Source organism: Terriglobales bacterium (assembly GCA_035457425.1).
Classification (GTDB): Bacteria; Acidobacteriota; Terriglobia; order Terriglobales; family Acidobacteriaceae; genus JACPNR01.
Genome location: DATIBR010000149.1, coordinates 1 through 3522, shown reverse-complemented (window position 1 = coordinate 3522; position 3522 = coordinate 1). Strand labels below are relative to the sequence as shown.

The window sequence follows — 3522 nt, the reverse complement described above, 5'->3', positions numbered from 1 at the left end:
CAGGCCGGCCGGTACAAGGACGCCATCCAGCCTTTGCAGCAGGCCGCCGAATTCGCGCCCCAAGAACCCCGGCCCCATCGGCAGTTGGCAGACGTGTACGAGAAGCTGGGCGACGCCAAGTCCGCCGCCGAGGAACGCACGCGCGCCGGCGAGCTCGAGGCCCAACAGAAAAAGTAGTTGCCGTTGCTGGACGCTCCGTCGCGCCGGGGCGACTCTACTCGCGCCAGACCTGCGGCGGCTTGTGCGCCTCGTCGTTCACGCGTTGCGCGATGCGGTCCAACAACATGGTGACGACCCAGTCCTCCGAACCTCGCTCCTGCGCGGTCACGTAGCTCTCCACCAGCGTGGTTCCGCCCTTCATCAGGGTGAAATCGACACGTCCGCGCGTCAGCGGCTGCGGGTCATTCGGTCTGGCATCCTGGGTACCGATGATGACGGGCGGCATCCGCGTGGCGTCTTCCGGCCGCTGGAGATCGCCGGCGCGCTCGAGCTGCGTCACCGTCGTCTTCAGGATGTAGTCGCAAACGCGGTTGTCGGGAGCGCCTGGCGACTCCGTCGGGAGCGCCGTCGCTTCCAGTCGCCGCTGATCGGCCGCTTTCTTCGGCGGCTTGGCGTGGTTCAGCGCATCGATGAGCCGCGTCCGCTGCCACACTGGCGTGAACGCGCGCGTGCTGGAGTTCTGGCTCAGTGCCACGCATACGCGGATCTTGCCGGCTGCCTGCTCCTGCTTCTTCTCCTTGTCCTTCGCCTCTTGTGCCGAAGCGGTGAGCGCGCTGGCCAGCATCATCGTGACGGCGAGCATCCTGTCCGATCTCATCGCTTCCCCCTCTGTTGCGCGTACTCGGTCGCGCTCGGCATCCCTTCCACCCGCCCTTCCAAGATGGCCTGGAACTCGGCGAGCAGGGCCGGGTGCAACACTCCATTGGACGCGCACACCTCGCGGCTGGCGATATCGAACGCCCCGCCCGAGAGGTCCGTGACCTTCCCGCCGGCTTCCTCCACCAGCAGCACGCCCGCAGCCGTGTCCCACGGGTTGAGGTTGAACTCCCAGAAGCCGTCGACGCGGCCGCACGCCACCGACGCCAGGTCGAGCGCCGCCGACCCCGCGCGGCGCACGCCGTGCGTCCGCAGCGTGATCTGGTGGTAGAAGTGGATGTTCGGGTTCTTGTGCCGCTTGTGGCTGGGGAACCCGGTCGCCACCAGCGCCTCGTTCAGCTTCGCCACCTTCGAGACGTGGATGGCGTTGCCGTTGAGTGTCGCGCCACTTCCCTTCTCGGCGGCGAACAGCTCGTCGCGCGTCGGGTCGTAGAGCACCCCGGCGATGCGCCGGCCTTCGTGTTCCAGCGCGATCGAGACGCAGAACACCGGAAAGCCGTGCGCGAAGTTCGTGGTTCCGTCGAGCGGATCGATGTACCACCGGAACTCGCTGCCGCTCTCGCTGCGCGTGCCTTCCTCGCCCAGGATGTTGTGCTGGGGAAACTGTTTGCGGAGGCGCCCGACGATGAGCGTCTCCGACTCGCGGTCGGCGACCGTCACCAGGTCGGCGTCGCCTTTGTACTCGATCGCGACGCGCGCGCGGAAGTGGCGCATCAGCAGCGCGCCGGCCTCGCGCGCCACCTGCTCCATGAAGAGAAGGAACTCAGAAGGCATCGCCGACAGTCTAAATTGCCAATTGCCAATTGCCGATTTCAGACACACCTAATTGGCAATTGGCAATTTTGGGGGAACTCTACCGCCGGCGCCCGGTGTCCTCAGAGATGTAGCTGATATCGTGCTTGAAGATGAAGAGATTCGGCGCGCCCTCGCGCGTGAGCCGGATCATCCGCTGGTCGTAGTACTCGATCCAGCCGCGCACCACTTCCCCATCCATCAGCTTGACGGCGACGGGCGTCTGCTTCTCGCCCAGCGCTTTCAGGTACTGCGCCTCCTGGCCGGTCTCGTCCGGCGGCGGCATCTTGGCCTTGTTGGTGTTGCGCGTCAGCGGGTTCGGGTTGCGATCGCGGAAACTCATGCGCGCATTCTACTTCATCTTCGACGTGTAGTAGCCGGTGCGGTGGCGCGCGCTGATCTTTTCCAGCTCCGCCGCCGGAGGTCCGCCCGCCGCCGGCGCCAGCGTCACCTCGAGCCGGCGGAAATCGGAATCGCTCATGCGCGGCTTCGGGTAATAGCCCAGCAGGTACTGCGTGCGCAGCTGCTCGCCGATCTCGCCGAACACGCGGTCGAGGTCCGGGAACCCTTTCGCGTAGTAATACTTGCCGCCCGTGTCGGTGGTCATCTGGATGAGCGCGTGCTCCCCGCCGGTGTTGCGCCCCGCGCTCGCCTCCACCGGCACGATCACGATGGCGTACAGGATGGCCTCCGACTGCTGCGCCGCGCGCAGCGCCTCGCCGTAGCTCACCTGGCTCATGGTGTCGCCGCCGTCGGTGATCACGACCAGCACCTTGCGCCCCTGGCGCTTCGCGAGCGCCTCGCTCCCGAGGTAGACGGCGTCGTAGAGCGCGGTCGCCGAGCCAACGCGCACGCGGTCGATCCCACGGTCGATGGCCCGCAGGTCCGACGTGAACCGCACCAGCTCGCGCACCTCGGCGTCGAACTGGTAGAGCGCGAGCGCGTCCTGCTTGCGCAGGATGGAGTGGATGAATCGCCGCGCCGACTCGACCTCGAGCTTGAGGTTGGTGCGCACCGAGAGGCTCGCGTCCACCGCCACCACGATCGACAGCGGCAGCTCCGACTCCTTCGCGAAGACGCGGACCTCCTGCGGCACGCCGTCTTCGGTGACCCGGAAATTCTCTTTCACCAGCCCGGCGACCGGGGCGCCGTTCTCGTCGACCGCGGTCACGTAGACGTTCACCAGCTTCACGTCCACCTTGAACGTCTGCAGGTCTTCGCCCTGCTGCTTCTTCTCCTCCATGCCGGGCGTCCACACGGCAGGCGCTTGCGGTTCCTGCGCGGCGGCCAGGGCGGCGCACGCCAGCAGCACGACAATCACTTTTCGCGGGGTCTTCATCGAGAGTTGCAGGATTAGATGCGGTGGCTCGCCCGCCCGGCTACTCATTTCGCCGTCTTGCCCGCGGTCGGGATGCTCTCCGGGAAGGGCTCGCCGTCGGACCACACCGCGCCGTCGGCGAAGTGCTCCTTCTTCCAGATGGGCACGGTCGTCTTCAGCGTGTCGATGAGCCAGCGGCACGCCTCGAATGCCGCCGCGCGGTGCGCCGAATAGACCGCGATCAGCACGCTCGATTCGCCGATCTCCAGCCGCCCCAGCCGGTGCACCAGCGCGACGTTCCGGATGGCAAACTTCTGCCGCGCTTGGGCGGCGAGCTGCCGCAGCTGCTTCAGCGCCATCGGCTCGTAGGCTTCGTATTCCAGATACTTCGTCTCGCGGCCGCGCGAGTGGTTGCGCACGATGCCGTCGAACAGCACGATGGCGCCGTCCTCCGGCCGCTCGTGCTTCGGCACGATGTCATGCGGCACGATGCGCTCGCGCTGGATGCGCACGAACGGCTCGTCCTGGTTTGCGGG

5 protein-coding genes are annotated in these 3522 nt (G+C 66.8%); all 5 read right to left on the bottom strand.

Going from position 1 to position 3522, the window contains the following annotated elements:
• Window positions 1–214 precede the first annotated feature (214 nt).
• Window positions 215–817 (bottom strand): hypothetical protein, encoded by a 603-nt coding sequence (locus VLA96_11385; protein ID HSE49802.1) that lies wholly within the window; start codon window positions 815–817, stop codon window positions 215–217.
• Window positions 814–1650: an inositol monophosphatase family protein gene (locus VLA96_11380; GenBank protein ID HSE49801.1), complete on the bottom strand. Its 837-nt coding sequence runs from the start codon at window positions 1648–1650 to the stop codon at window positions 814–816. Before VLA96_11380 ends, VLA96_11385 begins: the two co-directional genes overlap by 4 nt.
• Window positions 1651–1729: 79 nt before the next feature.
• Window positions 1730–2011, bottom strand: coding sequence for an RNA chaperone Hfq (locus VLA96_11375; GenBank protein HSE49800.1), 282 nt, complete (start codon window positions 2009–2011; stop codon window positions 1730–1732).
• Window positions 2012–2020: 9 nt separating this feature from the next.
• Window positions 2021–3007, bottom strand: a complete 987-nt coding sequence (locus VLA96_11370; GenBank protein ID HSE49799.1) for a VWA domain-containing protein — start codon at window positions 3005–3007, stop codon at window positions 2021–2023.
• Between the two features lie 44 nt (window positions 3008–3051).
• The coding region (locus VLA96_11365) for a molybdenum cofactor biosynthesis protein MoaE (protein HSE49798.1) at window positions 3052–3522 on the bottom strand (471 nt) is incomplete at its 5' end.